Source organism: Agrobacterium vitis, assembly GCF_037039395.1.
GTDB lineage: Bacteria > Pseudomonadota > Alphaproteobacteria > Rhizobiales > Rhizobiaceae > Allorhizobium > Allorhizobium vitis_E.
Window position 1 is genome coordinate 268,614 of sequence record NZ_CP146241.1, and the last position, 25,005, is coordinate 293,618.

A 25,005-nucleotide genomic window follows, 5' to 3' on the forward strand; every position below is an offset into this window, starting at 1 on the left:
TGGGCGGGCACCAGCCGGATACGGCTGAGCCATGTCTGGGTCAGGCAGTGAGGACTGACGGTTCGGGAAGACCCTTGGCGCGACAGCATGCCGTCAGTGTATTGACCAGAAGGCAGGCGATTGTCATCGGCCCGACGCCGCCGGGTACTGGCGTGATGGCACCGGCTACCTGCGAGGCGCTGCCGAAATCGACGTCGCCGACGAGTGTCCTTTTCCCGTCGCGTTCGATGCGGTTGATGCCGACATCAATGACGGTCGCGCTCGGCTTGATCCAATCGCCCGTGACGATTTCCGGCCGGCCGATGGCAACGACGACTATATCGGCTGCGCGAACAGTGCTTTCGAGATCACGACTGCGGCTATGGGCAATGGTCACAGTGCAATTGTCGCGCAGGAGAAGTTGTGCCATCGGCTTGCCGACGATATTGGAGCGGCCAAGCACGACTGCGTTCATTCCCTCGAGCTTGCCGTACTGATGGCGAAGCAGCATCAGACAGCCGAGCGGCGTGCACGGCACCATCGCCTTCTGCCCCGTTCCCAAAAGTCCGACATTGGAAATGTGGAACCCGTCGACATCCTTTGCCGGATCGATGGCGTTTAAGATCTTGTTGCTGTCTATGTGTTTTGGCAGCGGCAACTGGACGAGAATTCCGTGGACGGACGGATCGTCATTTAGCCTTGCGATCAGATCGAGCAGGTCCCGTTCGGACGTAGCCTCATCCAGCTTGTGCTCGAAGCTCGCCATGCCTGCCTCACGCGTCTGCGTTCCCTTGTTGCGAACATAGACTTCTGAAGCCGGGTCTGAGCCGACGAGAACCACGGCAAGACCGGGAGTGATACCGTAATCGGACTTAAGTGTCGCGACATGTAGGGCCACGTCTCGGCGCACAGTTTTGGCAAAGGCTTTTCCGTCGATTTTCGTAGCAACCATCCGCATTCAGTCCTTCATTTGCCCTCATTGAATCGCATGCGGGTCTTGCGGCCCGCCCCCGTGCCAACCCCTATTGGCGTTACCGATCGACAAATGCCGTTGTCAGCCCGCCATGCGCAACGCCGAGACTTGAAAACCAACGGCAAGCTCCTCGGCTGTCTCGGTCAGCACATCCAGAGCGAATTTCGCCGAGGCGATGTCGAGGAAAATGTCGTAGGAAACCGCGCCGAAGCGATTCAGACGGGCCACTACGACATCCATATGGAGCGCACGGGTCTGGGCAATCTCATTCGCTTCCAGACTTTTCGGGCCGAGATCGGCCATGGAGATGCGCCGCATCAGGGCCGGAGCGTCGGGGCCGGAGACCACGAACCATGCCCAGCTTTCGTCGCGATAGGCGTCATATCCCTTCGCCGGCAGCGTGCTTTCGTCCCAGGCCTGACGCAATTCGCGCAGTCTCTGTCCTCCGTCCCCAACAGGGGCGGTCAGCAGAACCTCCTGCTGGCCGAGCCGCATCACAGTCGTACCGCAAGGCGAAATTGCCGATGTGTTGACCGCGGGCGGTATGGTCAGCCCCTGAGCCGCAACCCAGTCGATGGTTCCGGGTCCGCGAAGACCGAAACGTTCGGTCGGGGTGCATTCGACAACCACATTCTCCTGAGCACCGGGCACGTTTGCACGGCGGGAGACGCGGCTTCCCAGAAGATCGCTGCGAAGCGACAGGTCGACCCGCGAAGAATTGACGACAGTATTGGTCTGTCCGCTCGTGGTCATGTCACATCTCCTGCCGTTTGCTTTCAGGGTCGTAGAATGGCACCTTTACCGCCTTGGCCTGGATGTCCTTGCCAGCAAAGCTTCTGATATTCAGGCTCGATCCCGGCGGGATGTCACGCGGATCCACATAGGCGAGACCCACCCACTTTGCGAGCGTCGGCGAGTAGCAGGCCGAGGTGACGAAGCCTGCGGGACGGCCATCGCGGAAGACGAGATTGGATTCCGCGAGATGCTTGCCGGCCTCGCCCGAGATTTCAAAACCGCAGAGCTTGCGCTTGGTTTCCAGCTTGGCGCGGGCTTCGACCCCGGTCTTGCCGACATAACGCGCCTTGGTCTTGGAAATTGCCCATTCCATCGACAGTTCTTCCGGCGTCGAGAGCGCGTCCGTATCCTGGCCAATGATGATATGGCCCTTTTCCAGGCGCAGGATGCGCGAGGCTTCGAGACCATAGGGGCGCAGGCCGTGGGGAGCGCCGACTTCCAGCAGTTTGCGCCACAGGGCCGCGCCGTAGGACTGTGGCACATGCAGTTCGTAGCTGAGTTCACCGGTAAAGCCGATACGCATGATGCGTACCGGGCATCCGCCGATGACCCCAACGCGGCCGTTCAGATAAGGGAAACCTCCAGGTGACAGATCGATATCGCCGCCGAGCGCTTCAAGAACTTGCCGGGCCGAAGGCCCGGTGACGTTGATCGCGGCAAAGGCTGCGGTGATATTCTGAATATCGACCTGCATGCCCCACTTGGTGTTGAGGAACATCATTTCGGTAAAGACCCGTGCGACCGCCCCGGTCGTTGCCGTCACGTAAAACTCGTTTTCCGAGAGACGGAAGGCCACTCCGTCGTCGATCACCGAGCCCATGTCGTTCAGCATCAGGCAGTAACGCACACGTCCGATTGGCTGCTTTGCATGCGCCATGGTGTAGATACGGTCCAGGAACGCAGCCGCATCAGGCCCACGGATCGCAAGCTTGCCAAGCGTCGACACGTCCAGCATGCCGACCTTGGTGCGCACGAGCGCAACCTCATCGACGATTGCGCGGCTGGCATCGCCCTTGCCGCCGTAGTGGAACGGGCGCCACCACGCACCGACGGGAGTAAGCTTTGCTCCGCCGGCAACATGTTCGTCATGGATCGCCGTATGACGGTAGAGAACATGGTTCGGGCCTGCGAGAAGGCCAAGCTTTTCCGGGCCGAAGGGCGGGCGGGAGGTGGTGATGCCGACCTGGGCGACGCTGCGGGCCGTCGAGCCTGCCACAATACGCGCCGTTGCCAAAGCGGAATGCCGTCCCTGCGACGGGCCCATGCCGACCGTGGAATAACGCTTGACCAGCTCAAGTTCGCTATAACCGTCGGCGACCGCGTTCTTGATGTCCTTGACCTGCAGGTCCTCATCGAAATCCACAAAATCCCGGCCCTTCGGATGCGCGCAAAGCTCCTGCGCATAATTCATCTGGGCGGCTTCGAGATCCTCGATCGCATCTGGCACGGTAGCCTCATGGCCGAGCGCCTTTGCAGCCGCAGCGCCAGCGATCTCACCGCTGCGCAGCACAGATTTCAGCGAAAACACTCCGGCAACGGAGCCTGCCAGATGAAAATCCTGCGGCAGGTTGCTCAGGGTGAACTGACGGCTCGCATCGTCGTAACCGAGCTTGGCACCGGCATTGAGCGGCAGCTGATAACAGGGCGTATAACCGGTCGCCACGACCATATGGTCGCAGGCGAGCGTCTTTTCGCCATGTTGCTGCGTGCTATAGGTGACGGCGCGAATGTGGCGGTTACCCCTGATGCCGATCGCCGTGATGACGTTTGCATTGCGGATGACCGGCACACCTTTCTGGGAGAGCAACTGCGCCAGCGCTTCAAAGACAGCGCCACCGGCCGGCGTCAGCACGGCAGCAACCTTGACACCCGCTTCGACGAGATCGAGCGCAGTCAGATAACCATCGCGATTGCCAGCGAAAACCACCGCCTGCTTGCCCGGGCGAACGCCATAATGGCGCAGAAGACGCTGTGCTGCCGACGACAGAATGACGCCGGGCAGATCGTTGTTGCGGAATACGAGCGGCTGTTCATGCGAGCCGGATGCAACGACGACCTGCTTGGCGCGGACCCGGTAAAGCCGGTTTTCCTGGAGCACGGGAATGAAGTTGTCGGCAAACCAGCCGTTACAAGTCGCGCCCATCATGACCTGGATATTCGGCAGGGCGGCGGCCTGCTTGCGAAGCATCTGCAAGACGGTGTTGGCTTCCCCCATCTCGACATCGAAACGAGCGTAGGTCAGCGCTCCACCGGTTTCCGGGTTGAGATCGACGACAAGCACCTGCGCGCCCGCTTCGCCCGCCTTGATTGCTGCCGACAGACCGGCAGGACCGGCACCGACGACCAGAACATCCACATGCAGGTTTTCACGGATATAATGGCCATGCTCAGCCTTGATATCGACCTTGCCGAGACCCGCGGACTTGCGGATAATCGGCTCCCAGAACTTCAGCCAGCTGTTCTTTCCCGGACCGAAAAACGCGCGATAATAGAATCCGACCGGCATGAACCGGCCGAACTTGTCGAGGATCGAATTGCGATCGTTTTCGGCGGTGCCGCTGACATTCTGGGCTGTCACAGCCAGAGTGTCGGAAATCGGACGCAAATCGGCGCGGACGTTCGGTTCGTCAGGCAGTTGGACGAGCGTGTTTGCGTCCTGGCCTGCCATGGTCAGGATACCGCGCGGGCGGTGATACTTGAACGAGCGGGAGAGGATCCAGCGGTCGGCGCCCGCCATGGCGGATGCAATGCAGTCGCCGGCAAACCCTTCGACGGCCTGGCCATCGAAGCTGAAGCCGATCTTGCAGGTGCGATCGATACGCGAACCCCAAGGGGATGGAAGCCGTTCGGTCATGTCAGGCAGGCTTTCGATTGGGAAGGTAGGTCGCGATGATCTGGTCGGAGACGGTGTGGCGCTCCGCAATCAGGATCGTGTTGGACGGCGTATGCCGCCACCATTCCTTGAGCACGCCAAGCGGATTCTCCACATAGAAAAGCGACTCGATCAGTTGGTGAGGATTTTCCGCGTCGGCGGCGCGAACGGGGCCGAGATACTGAAATTCGGTGATATTGCGAGGCCCGTTCACCGGGCAGGTCAGGAGTTTCATGAGGGCCTCATCAATGGCTGGCGGCTGTCGCGCCCATTTCGTTCAAAAGAGCAAAGTTGTCGAAACGGCGCATGTCGAAAGGCGCCAGGATATCCGGCACGCGACCGGTGGCGATGGTTTCCGCCATCCGCTTGCCGGCAACCGGTGTCGCCTTGAAGCCCCAGGTGCCCCATCCGCAATCGAGCCAGTAGTTCGTAAGCGGTGATGCACCCATGATCGGGCTGTAATCGGGCGTCATGTCGGTGATGCCGGCCCACTGGCGCAGAAGTTTAACCTTGTGCAGGAACGGAAAGAGGTGCAGCGCGCCTTCGGCAAGTCGCTCCTTCTGGTCGAGCGTCGAGCGGGTGGAGGCAAGCTGATAGGGGTCCGAGCCGCCGCCGATGACGATTTCGCCGCGCGAGGACTGGACCAGATAGGTGTGCAGGTTCGCGGAAGAGACCAGCGTATTCAGGAAAGGCTTCAGGGGCTGAGTTACCATGGCCTGCAGCGGGAAGCAGCGGATAGGCAGCTTGATGCCCGCCAGTTCCGCGACTTGACCATTGAGGCCACCTACAGCCTGCAAAACCTGACCTGCAGCAATTGTGCCGCGGTTGGTTTGGATTTCCGTAACGCGATCTCCGGTCTTTCCGAAGCTTAGAACCTCCGTGCGCTGATGGATTTCCACGCCGCGGGCAGCCGCATGTTTTGCATACCCCCAAGCGACAGCATCGTGACGGGCCGTCCCTCCATCGGCATGCCATAGGCCACCGAGGACTTCGTGCTGGCCGCCGATATCGAGATTGAGATGTGGGCACAGTTCGCGCACGGTCTGGACATCGACCACCTCGATTTTCACACCCATATACTTGCCTATCTCGGCGCGCAGATAAAAGCTGCGCAGCGTCGCTTCGGAATGGGCGAGCGTCAACTGACCGCGCTGCGAGAACATGATGTTGAAGCCGAGATCCTCCGACAAGGTCTCGTAGAGTTCAACGCCTTCCTTGTAGAATCGGACCGATTCCGGCGTCATGTAGTTCGAGCGGATGGTCGTCGTATTGCGCGCCGTATTGCCGCCAGCGAGATAGCCTTTTTCCAGAACGGCGACATTGGTGATGCCGTGAACATTGGAAAGGTAATAGGCCGCGGCCAGGCCGTGCCCACCACCGCCGATGATGACCACATCATAGGCGCGTTTCAGATCCGGTGTTTTCGGAATATCGCCATACGGAATGTGCCGGGAGCGGAGACCATATTTCAACAGGGAGAAAGGCATTGTTTTCCTGCGCCTTGATGTGGCTTTGATGCCAGACAGAATGGCCTCTGATCAGCGAGATACAAGAAATCGTTCTTTACCCAGTGACCCCGTTTTCGTAATGCAGAGGAAACTCAAATGGGATCATCCATGCGCAATCTCCCCCATCTCGATTACCTTCAGGCCTTTGAGGCCGCAGCGAGACACCTGAGCTTCACCCGCGCTGCGGAGGAACTGAACTGCACCCAGGCTGCCATCAGCCAGCGCGTGCGCGCATTGGAGCGCTTTTTCGCGCGTCCGCTTTTCCACCGGCGCAGCAACGGGCTGGAACTGACCGAGGTCGGCGCCGCTTATCTGCCGGGCGTCACGGAAGCGCTGGATAGAGCGGAAATGGCAACCCAGGGCCTTCTGGGTGCCCGTACGCATACCAGTTTAACCGTTTCTGCGCCGCTGAGTTTTGTGGCGCTGTGGCTTGCCCGCAATCTCCATGGATTTTCCGTCGCCCAACCACATCTGGAGGTTCGCCTCAACAGCACGATCTGGACGGATCCCAACGTGGAACTCGCGGACCTGAGCATATTGGCACTGAGCGTGGAGAACCCGCCCGCCGGGTCCATCCGTCTGGGCAGCGAGTATCTGACACTGCTTTGCGATCCCCGCACGGCAGAACGCGCGACGAAGAAACCGACCGCCGACTGGGCAAATTCGTCGCGGCTCATCCACGTTCAAGGACGCATGCAGCTTCTGGATCTCTGGGCGCAGAAGGAAAAACTTGAACTTGCCCCGCAACAGGCGCCCTTCAGAGTCGACAATGCCGCAACGGCACTGGAAATCTGCGCAAGCGGCGGTGGAATTACTGCCGCGATGTCTTCCTACACCACGGCCTACCTGGCATCCGGGCGTCTCGTTGCACCATTCGGTGCAGGCGAGATTCTTCCCGTTGCCCTGCATGTGGTTCCCAACCAGCAGCGCCGCATGACACGGGCAGCCTCAGCCTTCATCGAATGGTTGTCAGGGCAGGTTCCATTCGCCGGCGAGATTTAGTTCGTCGCCAAGCACCGGCGAACTTGCAAAAAGAATACGCTTGATGCGCTGCTTCGTCAGATTGTGGTGAAGCGTCGCATATTCATCCGCCTTTTCCGCATCGCGCGCCACGATCGCATCATAGATGAGGTCGTGTTGGCGCACCGTCTCGTCCAGATGCTTGCGGATATCGTTTTCGTCATCGTTGGCATTGTCGGCAAAACAGGCGCGCGCGATGCGGATCGAGCCGATCAGCGTATGTTCGTAGAAGGCGGCGAAGTGCCGGTTGTCGGCGGCTTTTGCGATGGCCATGTGGAAGGCGAAATTGGTTTCCGACCGACCGACCCCCTCGCCCGAAGCGACTTCCTTCTTGAAAAGGTCCATCTGCTCGGCGATTTTCTTGAGGTCTTCATCCGTGCGGTTCTGCGCGGCAAGCCGATGGATGACACGGCTGGCGACAAGCAGCGCATCATAGAGCTTGGGGAGATCGTCGAAATCGAGTGGCGCGACCTTCGCTGAGCGGCCCTCGCGGACCACCAGCCCGTCGGCGATGAGCTGGATGATCGCCTCGCGAACCGGCGTGCGCGACACGGAAAGAGATTCGGCAAGTGCTGCTTCGTCGAGGCTTCGCCCAGGGCGCAGTTCCAGCCGCAATATGGCCTCGCGCAGCTCCCGCGCTACTTTCCACGCATCTCTTTCGCTCATGTTTCCGCTTTCAAATAGACTGACAAAGCAATGCCTTATCGCAAATGTGGTATTACAAAGAATTTTACAAGGCAAGCGACTGGCAGGACAACATTGTATCCGACCGCCCAAGCGCAATCTATGCAATCATATGATTAGCGGATCAGAACCCCAGAGGCCATGAAGCCTCCGTCAATATTGAGGATATGGCCGTTGATATAGGCGGCCTCCGGCGAGGCGAGGAACTGGATCGCGGCTGCGACTTCCTCGGGCTTGGCATACCGCTTGGCGGGAATTTGTGCATCCCAGATGGCCCGGTCCTTCGGTCCGTGGACTTGCAGGATCATCGGCGTATCGACCGGGGTTGGCGCCACCGCATTCGCGGTCACGCCCTTGTCCCCGAGTTCCGCGGCAAGAAGACGTGTCAGCATGTCAACGGCGCCCTTGCTACAGGAATACGCACCGCGCCCGGTATTAGCGATCTGGCCGTTCACCGAACTGACGGTTATGATGCGCCCTGCCCGTTTCGCCACCATCTGCCTTCCAGCAAACTGGCAGCAATTAAAGGTGCCGGTGAGATTGACGGACAGAATGCGCTCCCAATCCTGCGGGTCGAAATCGAGGATAAGACCGGTCTTGACGATCGCCGCGCTGGTTATGAGGATGTCAGTTCCACCGATCTTTGCAATCTCGTTGAAGGCCGCTTCGACTGCGTCACGATCGGCGACATCGACTGCGACGCTACTGACGTCACCCGCCTCGGAAAGCCGCGCCATGGCCTTGGCCAGAGCCTCTTCGGACCGATCCATGATGATGACTTTTGCACCGGAGCGCGCAAAAGCATATGCCGTCGATTCACCAATGCCTCCGGCGCCACCGGTTACCACCACTATCCTGTCGCTAAAGTCGTACATGTGATCAAACCCTGCCATCGTGAAAGTTTCCGTATACAAATTGGATACCTTGCCGATGTCAAGCATCGTCTTTGTCATCGCAGCACACCACGGTACGCAAAGACGGCCAGAGCGCCCTGCCCAAGTACACAGATTACCCAGAGAGCGCTCTCGATGTGAGCTTTGAAGAGGTTGTCATTCCGAGCGGATTTAGGAGACTGGCGTTACCACACCCTATACCAAGTCTCTGACATGCTCACGCATCCTCGACTTGAAGACATTGAAAATATCTCAAATGCATCAGATGCTTGAGATATTTTCAAAAGGAATACGAAGAGTCATTTTTAATGAATCTTCCTATTAGTTTTCCAGGAACGCTCCGAATGAACATTCTGTTGGTTGTCACGCAGAACCGAGCGAGTTATCCGCACCCCCGTCATTGGGGAGTTTGTAAAAGCCAGACCACATGACGCGGCGATCCACCACGACTGGCTTGGAAAAATCAGGAAATTAAGGTCTCGGGAAATGAAGGCGACGTCTATGGGGCGACGTCGCCTTCATGCTTGGGGCCGGAGGGGGAGCTGTGCCCCATTGGTGAATACCGTGGGAGAGCCCATATTGCGGCGGCTAGGCCAAGCGTTTTTCGGTTGTCGGATCAAATAGATGAAGATCACTGGCTTGGACGTCAATTCCAATCGACTGACCTTCTTGAACGCGCGTTGATGCCGCCGCGGCCACATTGATCTCATTATTGGCGGTGCGTATCGTGATCAATCTGGTTTCGCCGTGAAACTCATTGCGCTCGACGGTGCCACGCACCGCGCCACCCTCTTGGTTCAACCGAATAGCACCTGGGCGTATGCCGACAGTGACAGGCCCTGGTTTCACGGCAAACGGAGTTACAAGCTTTATCGAGGAATCGGCGAGCACGCCGTCATCAGCGTGCAGTTTGAGAAAATTCATGTTTGGCGTACCGATGAAACCGGCGGCGAACAGGGTTGCCGGTGTCTGGTAGATTTCCTCCGGTGTGCCCATCTGCTCTATCCGCCCTTCCTTCATGAGAACGATGCGATCAGCCAAGGTCATGGCCTCGAGCTGATCGTGTGTCACGTAGATGCTGGTCGTGCGCAGGTCGCGATGCAGCCGGGCGATTTCGACGCGCAGACTGCCTCGCAGCTTGGCGTCGAGGTTCGAGAGAGGTTCATCGAACAGGAAGACTTCCGGGGTCTTTATCATCGCGCGAGCTATGGCGACGCGCTGCTGCTGGCCGCCCGAAAGTTCTGTTGGCTTGCGCGATAGATAGACACCGAGACCGAGTGCATCCACCACGGGAGCCAGCCGTTCGTTGATGGCCGTCGTTGCCACCCCGGCGCGTTCCAGGCCAAAGACGATATTCTCCCGAACGGTCATGTGGGGATAGAGCGCATAGTTCTGAAAGACCATGGCGATGCCGCGATCACCAGGGTCCCGATCATTCATGCGGGCGCCGCCGATAAGCAGGTCACCGCCAGAAATTTCCTCAAGGCCGGCGATCATTCGCAGCATTGTTGATTTCCCGCAGCCCGACGGCCCCAGAAAAACAACGAATTCGTGGTCCTTCACCTCAAGACTAAAATCGCGCATCACTTCAAGCGCGCCGTATATTTTACGGATGGAGCGGCATTCGACGGTCGCCATCAATCATTCTCCTCGGCTAGAGTGTTTCCAGGAAAAGTGGGAACCGGTTTTCCGTCCGGAAACACGTAAAAACAAAAGCTTGGAACAGGTGCGGTGAACCTGGGTTCATCGGACCTGTTCCAAAACAATTTGCAGTTTGACGTCTTCTGGATGGCCCTCGGCAGCCCGCTCAAAAGCAGCGATCGAATTGTCGAAGCTGTAGGTCTTCGAAACCAAGGGCATAAGATCGACCTTGCCGGCTGCAATGAGTGCCAAGGCGCGATCAAAAACGTTGGCATAGCGAAAGACTGTTTCGATACGGCATTCGCGCGAGCAAGCAGCAGCGATATCGAATGCAACAGGCTCAGGCGGCAGACCGACAAGCACGACGGTTCCACCAGGCCGAACGATCTTGAACAGATCCCGCACGGCGGCGGGTGCGCCGGAGCATTCGAAAACGATGTCGGCACCCCAGCCATCCGTTGCGGACTCGACCGCGCCGACAATGTCGGTTTGGCGCAGGTTGACCCCGGTAATGCCGTCATAGGTTTCGGCAAGCTTCAGTTTCGTCTCAGAGAGATCAGAGATCAGCACCCGAGAACAACCGCCAGCAAGAGCCGCAAGCGCAACCATGATACCGATCGTGCCACAGCCCGTGACGACGGCCGTATCGCCTGGCGTGATGCGGGCCCGCGCTGCCGCCTGCATGCCGACCGCGAACGGCTCAACCATTGCGCCTTCTGCAAAGGAGACATTATCAGGCAGTTTATAGGTGAAAGCCGCTGGATGGATGGTCTGCGGGCAAAGAATGCCATGGACAGGAGGTGTCGCCCAGAAGCTGACGGCGGGATCGACATTGTAGATGCCCAGACGGGAGGCGCGTGACAGCGGGTCCGGGATGCCCGGTTCCATGCAGACCCGGTCGCCCGGTTTAAGATGCGTCACATTCTGGCCGACCTCGACAATTGTGCCAGCAGCTTCATGGCCTAGCACCATTGGCTCCTTGAGGACAAAGTCACCGATGCGACCATGAGTATAGTAGTGCACGTCGCTGCCGCAAACGCCAACCGTATGCAGCTGAATACGCACATCATCTGGCCCAATGTCTTGAGGCAGATCGATGTCGCGTAGTGCCAATTCACCAACGCGTTCCAGGACAAGTGCTTTCATGATGTTCAACCTTGATCAGTTTTCTTTGAGAATGCAGCGTTGAGACCCCCGGCCATCACGCCGAGAAGGATCAGCGGGGGTAGCGAGAGCAAGACGACGGCTGCGTTGAGAATTCCCCACGGCACGTTCATGCCGAGCTGGGACATTTCCGATGCGACAATTGGCAGGGTTTTTGCGCTGGACGTTGTCAGCATCATCGCCAGCAAAAACTCGTTCCAGACGAGAACGAAAGAGAAGGCAATGGCGCCAAAAATCTGGAACCGCGCAATCGGTAGCGCAATACGAAAGAACGTCGCATAGGGCCCCAATCCATCAACACGGGCAGCCTCCTCGACATGCAGGCTGACACGTTCGAAAGCCGGAACAGAAAGCCAGATTGTGATCGAGGCGGTCACGATCAGATACGTGACAATCAGCGACAGCCGGGTGTCGTAGAGATCGAGGCCGAGCCAAATGACCAGCATTGGGATTGCGATTGCGACAGGGGGAAGAAAGCGCAGGGAGAGAACAAAGAACTGCGCCTCCGCCGTCAGACGGTTCTTGAATCGCGCAATGACATAGGCCGCGGGTACGCCCAGAACAGCGCCGAGAGCGACGGCACTCGTACAGATAATCAGCGAATTCGTCAGCGCCCGCGCCACCGAACGCCGGTTGAGGACATAGCTCATATTATCCCAAACAGGCTGGAAGATGAGTTTCGGCGTGCTGACGAGAAGGTCAGCATTTGTCTTGAAGGCATTCAGCAGCGTCCAGAGCAAGGGCAGAACCACAAGCGCTGCTGCAAATGCGAGCGTGAGCCGGAGGAATAGGGTTGAGAGCTTCATCGGTTCAGCCTCTTCCAGGAGAAGGTGAAGGTAACGACCGTGACAACCATCATGATGACCGCCATGGAAGACGCGTAGGAGATCTTGCCGGACTCGATGAAGCCCTGGGAATAGGCATACATATCCAGTGTCTCGGTCGAAATGCCGGGGCCTCCCCGGGTCATGACGTAGATCAGATCGAAGGAGCGCAGGCTTTCAATCGCCTTGACCAGGAGAAGGCTGATCAGCGGGGCTTTGAGCATCGGGAGGGTGACGTAACGATGTATTTCCCACCGCGTCGCCCGGTCTATACGCGCCGCTTCGAGGGGCTGTGGCGGCAGCGATTCCAGCAGCTTCAAAACGATGACGGCGAAAAACAGGCCCCATTGCCAGACATCAACGAAGGCGACGGCCAGCAATGCCCCAGTTGGTGACGACAAAATATCGGGTGTGCTGCCTGTCAATTCGCGGACTGGCCAGGTCAAGGTTCCATACAGCGGATGGAAAGAGAACTTCCAGACGAAAGCGGCGCAAACGCGCGGAAGCAGAACGGGGATAATGAACAGGACGCAAAGAACGTTTCGAAGTCTCGAGCCGACGGATTCGAACATTGCAATGCCGAGCACGAGTCCGGTGAGCATCGTCGCTGTAACACTGAGGATTTCCCATTTGAAAGATACCCAGAGCGCATTCAGAAAGCGAGGATCTGAAATGAGTGCAGCATAATTGGCGAGCCAGACATAATCCGCCACTGGCTGCGATAGCGTTCGATTTTGCAGCGAAATATTCACGGCATAAATCGTCGGGACCAAGGCCAGAATAATCAATATACCAAGCGTCGGGCCAAGAAAAACATATGGTAACGAGCGTCCGCGTCGCATTGTAAATCCTTGTGAAACAGGTGGGGGGCGCCATAAGCGCCCCTTTGACCGATGCCGGCTTCAAAGCTTGTTTGCGAACGTCTCAAGCTCGGTAAGTGAGCCCTTGATGTCCGTGCGGCTGCCGGTGATCAACTCTTCCAGCATGATGCCCCACTGATTGCCGAGTTCCTGCCAGCGCGGATCCTGCCAGAAGGTAACCTGCGTATGACTGCCGGTCGCTGCCATCGCATCGGCCAGATTCTGGCCGAACGTCTTGGCATATAGCGGGCTCTGATAGGTGCTGGTGCGGGTCAGTTCTCCGGGCTGGCCTGCGGCCAGGCGGCGGGCCTCCTGCTCCTTGGAGGTTGCCCAAGCGACGAAGAGGCCTGCGCAGGCCTTGTCCGCTTCGCTCTTATTGGCCTTGGCGGCAATGGCAAAGCCGTGGGCATATCCGGCGCCTGGAAGCGGTGTGGGCGGAACGGAGAACGCAACCTTGTCGGAGACCTGGCTCTGCGCTTTGTCGACGGACATGCCGCCAAGCGGTGCAGATTCGATGATAATGGCGACCTTGCCAGCCCGGAAGGCACCGGTCGATTCATCCCACGATCCTGTTTGCGTGCCTGGTGCGGAATATTTGAACAGGTCGAGATAAGCCTGGGTCGCCTTTACGGCAGCCTCCGAGTTAAACGCAGGTTTGCCGTCTTTGTACCACTCACCACCATTGGCCTTGAACAGGGGCATCCAGCGCCAGACATTGGCACCCGATCCCCGCTGCCCACGAAGGGCAGTGCCGTACACGCCGTTTGCGGGATCATGCAGCTTCTTGACAGCGGCCAGATACTCATCCCAGGTTTTCGGAGGTGCGATGCCCGCCTTTTTTAGAAGATCGGTGCGGTAGACCATAAGGTCGCCACCGCCCTGAATTGGCGCAAACCACTGCTTTCCCTGATAGGTGGCTGCAGCCCGCATGCCCGCATCGAAATCGTCGTAATTATATTCGGCCGGATAATATCCTTCCAGCGGCACGATCCAGCCCGAAGATGCGAATAAAGCCAGATTGGCTTCATCAACATAGTAGACATTGAAGCTGCCAACTGTGGACGCATCTGCCTGAGATTTCGCCCTGCGATCGTTTTCGTTGAGATAGCTGATTTCAAAGCCGGCGCCCGAGAGCTTCTCGAACTCATCCACGTGACTTTCGAGCAAAGTCAGCCCGTCGCGGGGTTGCGCCAGAATGCGAAGGTCTTCGCTACATTTCGCAGCGGCGAACGCACTGGATGCCACAAGCATCGCGATCACCGCGCAGCTGGCGCGGAGTGTGTTATTTTTCATGATTTCCTCCTCGAACGGCAACTCCCTTGCCGCTTACACCACTATCTTCAGCAAGTTTACCGCTTGAACTAGCTTGCCATTTACACACAACTGATATTATTTTGACAAAACTGATCCTGAAGGCGGGATGACTCATGATAAAAACATCAGATTTTCCGCAGGGAAGCACCGACACATTCGCCGCCACACGAGAGCAGATCGTTCTGCCGATCGACAGGTCTTACCTGATCCGTCGGGACGACTACCCAAATCCGATCTGCATTTGGAATTACCACCCCGAGTGGGAAATTCACTACATTCCCGAGGCGCAGGGCTTTGCCTATGTCGGGGACTATATCGGGCCGTTCAAAGCAGGACATTTGACGCTGACAGGGACAAATCTCCCTCATAACTGGATCACGCCTGGTGCGCCCAATCTGCCTGGACGCGATCTTGTCCTTCAGTTCGACGCAGACGCATTGATCAGCGCACGCACTGCCTGTCCTGAGTTCAACCTGCTCCACCGCCTCAAAGGCATGGCCCAGCGGGGTATCGAGATCATGGGGCCAGAGGCCGCGAGCATCGGGCGCAAGATCATGAACCTGTCTGCTCACGCTGGCGAAGGGGGGCTTGGCCTCGTCCTGGACATTTTATCTGACATCGAAGCTGCGCAACAAAAGCGACTTCTCGCGAGCGAGCAGTTCATCCTGTACTACAATCAGCTTTCCGACCGGCGTCACCGGCGCATCGACAAAGCGATCCAAATCATGCAATCAAACCCTAGCAAGCAGATGCATGAAGTCGCCGAACTTGTCGGTCTTGAGCCTTCAGCCTTCTCGCGAGCGTTCCGCCGGATGACCGGAATGAATTTCTCGATTTATAGCCGGTCCGTCCGTGTATGGCGTGCACGAGCGCTGCTGGCAGAAACAGAAACGCCAATCACCGACATCTGTTTTGAAGCGGGGTTCAACAACCTTTCGAATTTCAACCGCTACTTCAGGCTCGAGACCGGATTAACGCCCCGTAGTTACCGGACAGCAGCACGCATTCGTGGTCGTTCAGTGGTCAATGCGCAAGGTATACCGGCCCCTCGCTAGAGCTTGCCTCAGAAGCTGCCCAAAAAAGGGTTGAAATCATCCAGTTGCGCTTCTGTTCGTTTGCTTATGACGAACGGAGACCCCAATGGGCTGGACTGATTTCACCCGCCGACAATATCACCGACGCGCAATAGGGTATGCCACCGATCTGGGGGACCGGTAATGGGAGTTAATCTCGCTTTGCCTGCCTTGAACGAAGCGATTGGGCAAGCCGCGCAGCATCGATCTTGGCGGGGCCGTGAATGCGTTGCTTTACATCGCCACGACGGGCTGCCAGTGGCGGATGATGCCCAGAAATTTCCCGCCTTTTACAACTGTGCACCCTATTTCTATGAATGGCGAGCAACAGGGTTATGGGGTCAGATCAACCATCATCTTGTGATGGAAGCGCGTGAATTGGAAGGCCGGGAAGCCTCTCCGTCTGCGGACGTAATTGATGGCCAGGGCGTCAACACCAGGGAAAGTGGCAGCATTCGAAGCTATGACGCGGGAAAGAAGATTAAGCGGCACAAGCGTCATATCGCTGTCGACACGCTTGGACTGATGGTCGGCCTCGCATGGCTTGGCAGGTGCCGACGATTGGCGAAGGATTGGGGGAAGTCCCTCGCTTCAGCCGAGGCATGGATCACTATCGCCCACATCCCCACAATGGGGCGGGCCAATGTGGCAGGGACAGAGAGTCCGTCGCGCCCACCGCTGCTCTGTTTGATATGACAGGACATTCAAGCTTTTTATATTGAATAATTCGAATATATATATTTGATTTTCCGGTGAATAATGACTTAGAATAAAATTCCTGCATTTAAAAAGTGTACCGAGTTGTCCGATGTCAAGAGCTAGAGTTGACCGAAGAAATATAAAGTAAATTTTGAGATAATGTTAATTGGCCAAGTGAAGAAGGAGAAGAGAATTATGACGAAAATTCCTCACGATGGCGAGATTCCTTTAATCGCATTTATTCATATTATGAAGGCGGCCGGAAGTAGTGTGAATAGGTTTCTTGAATATTGCTCGCCCAGAGGTCATTGGTGGCTACATAATTATTTGAGTTCTCCTGATACAATTCGGCAGCTATCCCTTGAAAGCGACTGGATCAGCGGGCATTTTAGGAGGGATGAAATTGAGCCTATCATTCATAATATAGGCAGACGTGTAGAATTTTATTCTGCTGTGAGAAATCCCACTCGCCGACTGCTTTCTCATTTAAATTACAGCATCGAGCGCTTTAAGCGCCCTGACTACTATAAGCTTCATAACAAAAAGGAGCGGATTCTTGATTTTTCAATTATGGGAAGAGGTTTGAGCAATAAATACAATCTTTTTGAAATTATTTTAAAAAACGAGGAGGATCTTTGCAATATTCAGGCAAAATTTATATTGGGTAGTAATTTTGATAAAATGTCGATTGACGATATCAGGGAGAAAGTATCGTCTTATAAATTTATATGCACAGAAAAAAATATAAAAGAACTTTATGATAGTTTCGATTTTATTTTAGATGAATATAATGAAAATGATATATTTGAAAATAAATCAGAGCAATATATTGATTTTAATTTAGAAGAGGATGATGAATTTATTGAATTTTGCAAGGAAAATTCTTCATACGACTACGTTGTCTATGAAATGGTTGAGAATGTATTTGGATGTAGGGAGATTCTGGAAAAATATAGGCCCTCATTTACTCGGCGCATAAAGGCAAATGCTGAAAATTTTGACGAAAATGCTTACCTTCTGGCTAACCCAGATGTCAGTCAGGCTGTTTCGGAAAACTTAATCAGGACTGGTTTGGATCACTTTCTTAGTTATGGAAAAGATGAGGGCCGGATGCAGTTCACATGGACCCAAAGGGAATAGAGCTCGGACCCCCAGATCGGTGGCATACCCTATTGCGCGTCGGGCATATTGTCGGCGGGTGATATCGGTCCAGCCCATTGGGGTCTCCGTTCGTCATAAGCAAACAAACAGAAGCGCAACTGGATGATTTCACTCAACTCTTTTTCGGGCAGTTTCTCAGAAATATAATAATATTCGATGGGAGCCGATGTTACCGCGCCCGCAAGCGACGGACGATGAAGTCTCCAGTAAACTGGACAAGGCAGACCGTAGCAATCAGAACGATGATCACGGCAATCATCACTGTCGTATCAAACCGTTGATATCCATAGCGGATGGCCATATCGCCAAGCCCGCCAGCGCCGACGGCCCCGGCCATGGCCGAAGCCCCGATCATCGTCACAATGGTGATGGTAAAACCGCCCACCAGACCTGGCAGGGATTCGGGCAACAGCACATGGCGAATAATATGCCAGCGGCGACACCCGATGGCCTGCGCGGCTTCAATCAATCCATGATCAACCTCTCGCAAACTGACCTCGGCAATGCGGGCAAAGAAGGGAGTGGCGCTGATCGATAGCGGCACAATGGCGGCCCATACGCCAATGGTGGTGCCCGTGACCAGACGGGTAAAAGGCAACAGTGCTACCATCAGGACGATGAAAGGTGTGGCGCGAAAGCCGTTGATCAGCGCACCCAGTATCCGGTTAGCGCGCGGTGCCTTAATCAACCCTCCGGGCGAGGACAACACGAGGAAAACCGCAAGCGGAATGCCAATAACAAGGGCAAACAGCGCCGAGATCCCCACCATGGTGATCGTGTCGATGAAGGCACGGCCCAAGCGTTCATACATCAGCGGTGACATAGCCCAATATCCTTACAGAATGCGCCAAAGCCTGAACCGATGGGGATGAGATATCGGGTGGGTTGGCGGCAGTGATCAACACCTGCCCCTGCACGTGACCTTGAATACGATCCAGATTGCTTTGAATGAGACGGCTGCCCGGACCAAATACGGCACTGATCGACCCCAGATCTGGCTCCAGCCCGCCCTCGCCGGTATAGGATAATTCAACCACAGCCCGACCATCACCACCAACCTCAAGACGCGATGCGAGATCGACCAGCAGACCGCGTTGAAGCGGCTCCAGCAAGGCCTTGGTGGACGGGTGGCTGGGCTTGCCAAAAATCTGCCAGACGGGACCCTGTTCGGCTATCTCACCCTGTTCCAGCACCAGCACCTGATCGCAGATTTCGCGGATCACGCTCATTTCATGGGTGATCAAGACGATGGTAAGCTTGAGGCGCTGGTTGATATCCTGCAAAAGCCTGAGGATGGAGAGGGTGGTTTCCGGGTCGAGCGCCGATGTTGCTTCATCGCACAGCAAAATCTCCGGCTTGCTGACCAGAGCGCGGGCAATGCCGACGCGTTGCTTCTGCCCGCCGGACAGGCGGGATGGATAGGTGGTTTCCTTGCCTTCGAGACCCACCAGCTTCAGCACATCCGCCACACGCTGGTTGATCTCGTTGCGCTCCACGCCCGCCACCAGAAGCGCGAGTGCAACATTGCCCCACACGGTTTTGGCTGACAGCAGATTGAAATGCTGAAAGATCATACCAACGCGGCGGCGAAGGCCGACTAACTGATCATCAGTGAAACCGGCAATATCGTCACCATCAACCAAAACGCGCCCGTCCGTTGGCCGCTCCAACCGATTGATGGTGCGCAACAGGCTGGATTTGCCTGCACCACTGCGCCCGATAATACCGAAAATACTGCCCGAAGGCACGGTGACGGAAATATCCTTCAACGCATGAACAGGCCCAGCCGATGAGGTGTAAATTTTGGAAAGGTTTTCGAATACCACCGAGCCAGCGCTTTGCAGCACTGGACTTTCTTGAGGCCCGGTGGAAGCCCGTGATGCGATAGCGGCGGCGCTGTTGTGCTCCGCCCTGCTCGCATCGGACTGATCAAACAGCACGGTGCTCACGGCTGCCATGCCAGGGTGTAGAGCTTGCGATCGTTACCGAACGCCTTATCGATTGCAGCTTTCACGGCATCGGAGCGCTGATAGATGTCCACCAGCTTTTTCAAGGCTGGACTATCGGCCTTGTCCTTGCGTGCGGCAAAGACAATGGCGAATTGTTTATCATCCACGCCGGAATAGATCAGACCGGAACTGGGATCGAACGCCTTTGCAGCGACAATAAAGTGGGGATAGCCAAGGGCCAGATCGACATCCCCGGTAATACGGGCCAGTTGAGGACCTTCCACTTCCTTGAACGTCACGTGTTTTGGGTTGTCGATAATATCGTCGATCGAACCCTTGAAGCCGACACCATCCTTCAGCTTGATCAGCCCACCTTTTTGCAACAGCAGCAGACCACGGCCCTGATTGACCGGGTCATTGGCAATGGCGACGGTTGCGCCATCCGGCACGCTGGCAAAATCCTTGTATTTCAGAGAGTAGATGCCGATGTTCGCAAGTGTGCCAATGCCGGCAGGCACAATATCATAGCCGCGCTGCGACACTGCATTGTCCAGAAATGGCTTATGCTGGAAATAATTGACATCAATATCGCCTGCTTGAAGCGCAATGTTCGGGGTGGTCCAATCACTGAACTCCACCACCTGCACATCCAGCCCGGCTGCCTTTGCTTCCGGCACCAGCGCCTCAATGGAATCAGCGTAAACGCCGGGAACAACACCTACCTTGATGGTTTCGGCATATGCATTGCCTGACAGTGCAATCAGTGCTGCTGCAAGCAGAGTTTTAACTTTGAATGTCATGACACCCCCTAATTTCCATTAGTATTTAAATCTAATAGATTTAGTAGATATTAGGAGGCGTCTTGTTCTCATCTGCGGCTATGCAGGAGAAAATCTTTCTGCCGCAAGCGGAAAGCAATCGGCATGGGGTGCGCGAACCCTCTTGCGGCATTGTGATTGTTATCGTCTGTCCAGTTGCGCAACCAGTCGGTCACCCAGCCATTGGATGCCACAGACAAGGACATCAAGCGGCGCGCATAAAAAACTATATGTCGTAACTATTTGCGACATTGATTGTCGAGATGAAACGCTTTGTGCGGTCCTGCTGCGGGACCGTGAAGATATTTTTGGCGCTGCCGGTTTCAACAACGCGACCGGCTTCAAGAAAAACAACATCATTGGCTATCTTTGAGGCAAGGCGGAGATCATGGGTGGCGATGACCATCGTGGTCCCCTCTCCGGCCAGCCTGCTCAAGACATCCACGACCTCAGCGGCAAGTTCCGGATCGAGGGCCGACGTTGGTTCGTCGCATAGCAATACGCGCGGCGATGGGGCCAATGCTCTCGCAATGGCAATGCGCTGCTGCTGACCGCCGGACAGGGTCGCGGGCCAAACATCCGCCTTATGAGCCATGTCCACTTTTTCGAGCAACTCGATAGCGCGCTGGCGCGCTTTTTCTTTCGGCCATTTCAGCACTGTCACCAAACCTTCCATGACATTTTCGATGGCTGTCTGGTGCGGGAACAGTTGAAAATTCTGAAAGACCATGCCGGTTTGCCGGCGAATTTTCTGAATGGCTTGCCAGCCGGTTTTTTGGCTGGGTTCGAATGTCAGACTTTCCCTGCCGATTTTGATGGTGCCGATTGTGGGGATTTCCAGCAGGTTGATACAGCGCAACAATGTGCTTTTTCCGCCGCCAGACGGGCCGACCAGCGCGGTAACATTGCCTTCTGGAATACGCAGATTGATATCTTTCAGGATGACGGCATCACCGAAACGCTTTTCGATATTGGACAGTTCGATCATGCATTGGCCTCCATCATGCCGCCATACCGGGCAAAGCGACGCTCCAGCCGTACTTGGATTGTTGACAGAACAGAGCTGAGGGCGAGATAAATCAGCGCCGCTTCGATATAAAGGATCAATGGCTCATAGGTGGTGGCGACAATGCGTTGGGCAGCCTGAAACAGCTCCGGTACGGTGATGGCTGCGGCGAGCGATGTGTCCTTCACCAGCGAAATGAATGTATTGGACAGTGGCGGCACAGCGACGCGGGTTGCCTGCGGCAGGATCGTGCGCAGCATGGCTTGGCGCCAACTCATACCAATCGAATAGGCCGCTTCCCATTGCCCTTTCGGCACGGATGAGATGACAGCGCGAATGATTTCGGAACTATAGGCTCCGATGTTCAGCGTAAAGCCGATCAGCGCTGCCGGAAAGGCATCCAGCAAAATACCGAGGCTGGGCAAACCATAGAAAATCACAAAAAGCTGGACGACCAGAGGGGTGCCGCGAATGACCCACACATAAAAGCGGGCGATTGCCGCCACAGGTGCCGCACCAAACAGCCGGGCAATGGCCGTTACAAGGCCGAGCGTCAAGCCGAACATGAAGGAAAGTATCGTCAGCGGAATGGTAAACACCAACCCTGCCCACAAAAGAGGGACAAGCGAATCCATCATCAATTGAAGCCAGTGCGGCAAGACATCTTCCTTAAAAAGAGAGGCGCCCGGCAGACAATCTCGCCGGGCGCTTTTCACATCAATATAGGGCGGTTTGAACGATATCCAGCTTTCTTCAAGACGTTATTTGGAAACGTCTTGACCGAAATACTTCTCAGAAATTTTCTGATAAGTGCCATCGAGCTTGATATCGGCCAGGGCCTTGTTGATGGCAGCCAGCAGCTCGGGCTCCTGCTTGCGAATGATCACACCGGAATAATCCGCATCGCTCTGCTGGGCAACGACCTTTACCGGCGCGTCCGGCTTGTGCTTCTTGAAGTCGAGGAAAGACAGGCTGTCATTGATCGTGGCATCGGCACGGCGTGTCAGCACCAGTTGAATAGACTGATCAAATCCATCTGTTCCGACCAGTTCCGCCCCGGATTTCTCGGCCAGTTTTCCGAAATTACTGGTCAGGGACTGTGCTGATTTCTTGCCCTTCAGATCAGAAAAATCCTTAATGCTGCTGTCATCGTTGCGGACGATCAGAACCGCCTTCGATGCAATATAGGGTTCTGAGAAGTCATATTTCTGCTTGCGGGCATCCGTAATGCCAACTTGATTGATCACTGCGTCATATCGTTTTGCATCGAGACCGGCGATCAGTCCGTCCCATTTTCCCTCAATGAATTGGGCTTTAACGCCGAGCTTGGCAGCGATCGCTTCGCCGATCTCCACGTCAAAGCCAACCAGCTTGCCGCCCTCGTTGTGATAGGTGAAGGGCGCATACGTACCCTCGGTGCCAATCTTGAAAACGCCAGCGGACTTGATCGTCGCGAGACTTTCTCCAGCATGGGCGGGCAAGAGCAAAGCAGCCTGCAACAATGCTAGGGTGACAAGAGATTTGAGCAGTTTCATATCGGTGATGCGTCCTTATTGGCGATATCTGACAATCGCAGAAATCGAGCCGAAAATCCGAGCATAAAACTGCGCGGAAAATAAGCAATTGCAAATATTTTTCTCATTTTCAAGCGAATGCCATGGAGTGGCTCAAAGCACTCTTTAATCTTTGTTGGTAGGGAACGAGACAATCCGTGCCATGTTCCCGACCCATCGGTAAATCCATGCGGATTTCCTCGGAAATTCTCCCAGGCCGAGGCTTCATCACGATGACCCGGTGGGCAAGTCAAACGCTCTCACCGCACCGCTGGACTTTCGGTAGGAGAGCAAGTTCTCCATTGGCCTGCTGGATATCTCGACGGTTTTTGGATGGCAGGAAAGAAATCACCAGTAATCAATCCGATAAGACGATTGGTCGATGGATTTTGACCTCATAAGTCGACCCATGTCGCAAATTTTTTCCAACTTGCCGGACTGATAAATGAATTGTCCAGAGGGGCATTGAAAATTAGAATAGTAAATCAATAGACAATATTGATTGCAACACGCAAAGGTCTACCCTTGCTCCACGGGTTCATTCACTCACCACCCAGGGACATTGATGATGACGCTTCGCCGCACTTTTCTTGGCCTCAGCCTTGCGCTGGCCGCTTCTGTCAGCCTCTTGGCTGTTAGCCATGCTTCCGACACACCGGTCAAGGGCGGAACCTTGGTCTATCTTGAGCAACAGGCCCATACCAATCTCTACCCACCAGCAGGCGGCTTTTACCCCAACAGCGGCATTCTCAACCAGATCACCGATAAGCTGACCTATCAAAACCCCAAGACGCTGGAGATCGAGCCGTGGATTGCAGAAAGCTGGACAGTCAATGCCGATAACACGGAATATACCTTCAAGATTCGTCCCGGCGTAACGTTCTCCGATGGCTCCCCCGTGGATGCCAATGCGGTGGCTAAAAACTTCGATCGCTTCGGGCTTGGCGACAAAAGCTTGAAACAGCCAGTGTCGGAAGTGGTCAACAATTACGACCATAGCGAAGTGATTGATTCGCTGACGGTGAAGTTCGTATTCAAAAAGCCCTCACTGGGCTTTCTTCAGGGAACATCGGTCATCGGCTCCGGTCTGGTATCGTTGAAAACGCTCTCACTGCCATTTGAGCAATTGGGCGACGCCACCAAAATCATTGGTTCCGGCCCCTTCGTGGTCAGCGCCGAGACACTTGGTAAAACGCTCGATTTGAAAGTGCGGGCCGATTACAATTGGGGTCCGAAAAAGCTTGAGCATCAGGGCCGCGCCTATCTTGATGGCATCAAATATATCATCACCCGTGAAGATGGCGTGCGCATCGGCGCGCTTCTGGCTGGTCAGGCGGATCTGATCCGCCAGATTCAAGCCTATGATGAGGCGCAGGTCGAAACGCAGAATTTCAAGATCTATGCGCCCGGCACCCGTGGCGTGAACAATTCGGTGGTGTTCAGGCCAGACAATCCTCTGGTGGCTGATGTGCGGGTGCGCAAGGCGCTGTCTTTGGCCACCAACCGCGATGAAATCATCAAAACCCTGTTTTCCAAGAACTATCCACGCGCCACCTCGATCATCGCCTCAACTGCCATTGGTTATGTCGATCAATCCGACAAACTGGGCTTTGATGTTGATAAGGCCAAGGCTCTGCTAGATGAGGCCGGGTACAAACCGGGTGCCGATGGCATTCGTGCCAAGGACGGGGCCAAGCTGGTACTGACGGCCTATGAATCCCTGCCCCAACCGCAAAACCGCGCCGCCTTGCAACTGATTGCCCAGCAATGGCAAAAAGTGGGTGTGAAGCTCAACGTACTGGCCGGGGATGCGGGAAGTGCCGCTTTGGATGATCTTGATCCGCAAAAAACCCCAGTGGCTCCTGCCATGGTGGGGCGCGCTGATCCCGATGTGATCAAGAGCCAATATTATCCAAAAAACCGCGATGTGCTGCGCCAGAAGGGTGGTGCCAGCGACAAGGTGCAAGGCTTTGCCGATGACAAGCTCAATGCCATTCTAGAAGAGATCAGCTCGCAACCCGATCCACAAAAGCGCTTGAAGGCCGTGGCCGATGCGCAAGCTTATGTGCTGGATCAGGCCTATGTCATCCCGATTTTTGAAGAGCCGCAGGCCTTTGCGGGCGCACCCTATGTCAAGGGGCTGGGTTTTGATGCCGTTGCCCGCCCAAGCTTCTACAGCGTCTGGCTGGATAAATAATGGTCAGCAACCGGGTGGCGGC

Annotated in this window: 22 protein-coding genes and 3 pseudogenes; 5 read left to right on the forward strand and 20 right to left on the reverse strand. The window is 55.7% G+C overall.

Annotation, left to right across the window (positions count from 1 at the left end):
* Positions 1-40: 40 nt before the first annotated feature.
* From folD to V6582_RS01330, 5 genes are all read right to left on the reverse strand, one after another.
* Positions 41-931 carry a bifunctional methylenetetrahydrofolate dehydrogenase/methenyltetrahydrofolate cyclohydrolase FolD gene (gene folD, locus V6582_RS01310; RefSeq protein ID WP_156632090.1) on the reverse strand — a complete coding sequence of 297 codons (891 nt, stop codon included), beginning with the start codon at positions 929-931 and terminating at the stop codon, positions 41-43.
* A 102-nt stretch (positions 932-1,033) separates the two neighbouring features.
* Positions 1,034-1,705 (reverse strand): hypothetical protein, encoded by a 672-nt coding sequence (locus tag V6582_RS01315; RefSeq protein WP_156632091.1) that lies wholly within the window; start codon positions 1,703-1,705, stop codon positions 1,034-1,036.
* Position 1,706: 1 nt separating this feature from the next.
* The gene (locus V6582_RS01320) at positions 1,707-4,601 is read right to left on the reverse strand and encodes a 2Fe-2S iron-sulfur cluster-binding protein (RefSeq protein WP_156632092.1); all 2,895 of its coding nucleotides are present in this window, start codon (positions 4,599-4,601) and stop codon (positions 1,707-1,709) included.
* Position 4,602: 1 nt separating this feature from the next.
* Positions 4,603-4,854 (reverse strand): sarcosine oxidase subunit delta, encoded by a 252-nt coding sequence (locus V6582_RS01325; RefSeq protein ID WP_156632093.1) that lies wholly within the window; start codon positions 4,852-4,854, stop codon positions 4,603-4,605.
* Positions 4,855-4,864: 10 nt separating this feature from the next.
* Positions 4,865-6,106: an FAD-dependent oxidoreductase gene (locus V6582_RS01330; RefSeq protein WP_156632094.1), complete on the reverse strand. Its 1,242-nt coding sequence runs from the start codon at positions 6,104-6,106 to the stop codon at positions 4,865-4,867.
* Between the two features lie 117 nt (positions 6,107-6,223).
* Between V6582_RS01330 and V6582_RS01335 the strand changes: the two genes are divergently transcribed.
* Complete coding sequence (locus V6582_RS01335) at positions 6,224-7,129, forward strand: LysR family transcriptional regulator (RefSeq protein WP_156632095.1); 906 nt, start codon at positions 6,224-6,226, stop codon at positions 7,127-7,129.
* Here the strand turns inward: V6582_RS01335 and V6582_RS01340 are convergent.
* The 7 genes from V6582_RS01340 to V6582_RS01370 form a co-directional block, all read right to left on the reverse strand.
* A complete protein-coding gene (locus V6582_RS01340; protein ID WP_156632096.1) occupies positions 7,097-7,813 on the reverse strand; it encodes a GntR family transcriptional regulator in 717 nt (238 codons plus the stop codon). The two genes, V6582_RS01335 and V6582_RS01340, sit on opposite strands and share 33 nt — an antisense overlap.
* 134 nt (positions 7,814-7,947) lie before the next feature.
* Positions 7,948-8,706, reverse strand: coding sequence for an SDR family NAD(P)-dependent oxidoreductase (locus V6582_RS01345; protein ID WP_197434394.1), 759 nt, complete (start codon positions 8,704-8,706; stop codon positions 7,948-7,950).
* Between the two features lie 606 nt (positions 8,707-9,312).
* A complete protein-coding gene (locus V6582_RS01350; RefSeq protein ID WP_156632098.1) occupies positions 9,313-10,362 on the reverse strand; it encodes an ABC transporter ATP-binding protein in 1,050 nt (349 codons plus the stop codon).
* Positions 10,363-10,467: 105 nt separating this feature from the next.
* On the reverse strand, positions 10,468-11,511 hold the full coding sequence (locus tag V6582_RS01355; protein WP_156632099.1) for an NAD(P)-dependent alcohol dehydrogenase: 1,044 nt from the start codon (positions 11,509-11,511) through the stop codon (positions 10,468-10,470).
* A gap of 5 nt (positions 11,512-11,516) precedes the next feature.
* A complete protein-coding gene (locus V6582_RS01360; RefSeq protein WP_156632100.1) occupies positions 11,517-12,335 on the reverse strand; it encodes a carbohydrate ABC transporter permease in 819 nt (272 codons plus the stop codon).
* Complete coding sequence (locus tag V6582_RS01365) at positions 12,332-13,195, reverse strand: carbohydrate ABC transporter permease (RefSeq protein ID WP_156632101.1); 864 nt, start codon at positions 13,193-13,195, stop codon at positions 12,332-12,334. The genes V6582_RS01360 and V6582_RS01365 overlap by 4 nt, the downstream gene beginning before the upstream one ends.
* A 60-nt stretch (positions 13,196-13,255) precedes the next feature.
* Positions 13,256-14,506, reverse strand: coding sequence for an ABC transporter substrate-binding protein (locus V6582_RS01370; protein ID WP_156632102.1), 1,251 nt, complete (start codon positions 14,504-14,506; stop codon positions 13,256-13,258).
* A gap of 134 nt (positions 14,507-14,640) precedes the next feature.
* Here V6582_RS01370 and V6582_RS01375 point away from each other — a divergent pair, with 134 nt between their 5' ends.
* The 3 genes and pseudogenes from V6582_RS01375 (at position 14,641) to V6582_RS01385 (ending at position 17,439) form a co-directional block, all read left to right on the forward strand.
* Positions 14,641-15,582, forward strand: coding sequence for an AraC family transcriptional regulator (locus V6582_RS01375; RefSeq protein WP_156632103.1), 942 nt, complete (start codon positions 14,641-14,643; stop codon positions 15,580-15,582).
* Between the two features lie 85 nt (positions 15,583-15,667).
* Positions 15,668-16,296 (forward strand): annotated as a pseudogene (locus V6582_RS01380) (IS5 family transposase).
* A gap of 198 nt (positions 16,297-16,494) precedes the next feature.
* Positions 16,495-17,439 carry a hypothetical protein gene (locus V6582_RS01385; protein ID WP_156632104.1) on the forward strand — a complete coding sequence of 315 codons (945 nt, stop codon included), beginning with the start codon at positions 16,495-16,497 and terminating at the stop codon, positions 17,437-17,439.
* Here the strand turns inward: V6582_RS01385 and V6582_RS27495 are convergent.
* The 8 genes and pseudogenes from V6582_RS27495 to V6582_RS01420 all read right to left on the reverse strand — a co-directional run.
* Positions 17,419-17,517: pseudogene (locus V6582_RS27495) on the reverse strand (IS5/IS1182 family transposase); the annotation flags it as partial. The gene V6582_RS01385 and the pseudogene V6582_RS27495 sit on opposite strands and share 21 nt — an antisense overlap.
* Positions 17,518-17,629: 112 nt before the next feature.
* Complete coding sequence (locus V6582_RS01390; protein ID WP_156632105.1) at positions 17,630-18,283, reverse strand: methionine ABC transporter permease; 654 nt, start codon at positions 18,281-18,283, stop codon at positions 17,630-17,632.
* Positions 18,264-19,418 carry a methionine ABC transporter ATP-binding protein gene (locus V6582_RS01395; RefSeq protein ID WP_156632106.1) on the reverse strand — a complete coding sequence of 385 codons (1,155 nt, stop codon included), beginning with the start codon at positions 19,416-19,418 and terminating at the stop codon, positions 18,264-18,266. The genes V6582_RS01390 and V6582_RS01395 overlap by 20 nt, the downstream gene beginning before the upstream one ends.
* On the reverse strand, positions 19,406-20,209 hold the full coding sequence (locus tag V6582_RS01400) for a MetQ/NlpA family ABC transporter substrate-binding protein (RefSeq protein ID WP_156632107.1): 804 nt from the start codon (positions 20,207-20,209) through the stop codon (positions 19,406-19,408). Before V6582_RS01400 ends, V6582_RS01395 begins: the two co-directional genes overlap by 13 nt.
* A gap of 159 nt (positions 20,210-20,368) precedes the next feature.
* Positions 20,369-20,443, reverse strand: a pseudogene (locus V6582_RS01405) (ABC transporter permease); the annotation flags it as partial.
* A 10-nt stretch (positions 20,444-20,453) separates the two neighbouring features.
* Positions 20,454-21,215: an amino acid ABC transporter ATP-binding protein gene (locus V6582_RS01410; protein WP_156632108.1), complete on the reverse strand. Its 762-nt coding sequence runs from the start codon at positions 21,213-21,215 to the stop codon at positions 20,454-20,456.
* On the reverse strand, positions 21,212-21,892 hold the full coding sequence (locus V6582_RS01415) for an amino acid ABC transporter permease (RefSeq protein ID WP_156632109.1): 681 nt from the start codon (positions 21,890-21,892) through the stop codon (positions 21,212-21,214). Before V6582_RS01415 ends, V6582_RS01410 begins: the two co-directional genes overlap by 4 nt.
* A 102-nt stretch (positions 21,893-21,994) precedes the next feature.
* Complete coding sequence (locus tag V6582_RS01420) at positions 21,995-22,768, reverse strand: amino acid ABC transporter substrate-binding protein (RefSeq protein WP_156632110.1); 774 nt, start codon at positions 22,766-22,768, stop codon at positions 21,995-21,997.
* A gap of 586 nt (positions 22,769-23,354) precedes the next feature.
* Here V6582_RS01420 and V6582_RS01425 point away from each other — a divergent pair.
* The gene (locus V6582_RS01425; protein WP_156632111.1) at positions 23,355-24,983 is read left to right on the forward strand and encodes a TIGR04028 family ABC transporter substrate-binding protein; all 1,629 of its coding nucleotides are present in this window, start codon (positions 23,355-23,357) and stop codon (positions 24,981-24,983) included.
* Positions 24,984-25,005: the final 22 nt, after the last annotated feature.